Annotated in this window: 1 protein-coding gene; it reads right to left on the reverse strand. The window is 46.7% G+C overall.

From position 1 onward, the window contains the following. On the reverse strand, positions 1 to 240 hold a 240-nt coding region (locus tag AB4496_RS23015; protein WP_372132093.1), incomplete at both ends, for a GFA family protein.

Consider the following 240-nt stretch of genomic DNA (forward strand, 5'->3'; position numbering starts at 1 on the left):
GGAAGTGACCTCTCCGTTGAGTGTCACTTGTTCTATGGGAAATCGAGCCTGAACCCCGAACACACTTCCGGTGCGCTTCTGACATTCATAACAATGGCATACGGAGGTGCGTTGAGGCTCGCCTCTGCAGACTAAATTGACGGCTCCACAGCGGCATTCGCAACTTCTGATATTCTTCTCTTTAATATGATTGATATCCATCCATGCTCCACTTCTGGTTAACCCTGTATTGATAATTAT

This window comes from Vibrio sp. 10N.222.46.A1 (genome assembly GCF_041473595.1).
GTDB lineage: Bacteria > Pseudomonadota > Gammaproteobacteria > Enterobacterales > Vibrionaceae > Vibrio > Vibrio tasmaniensis_A.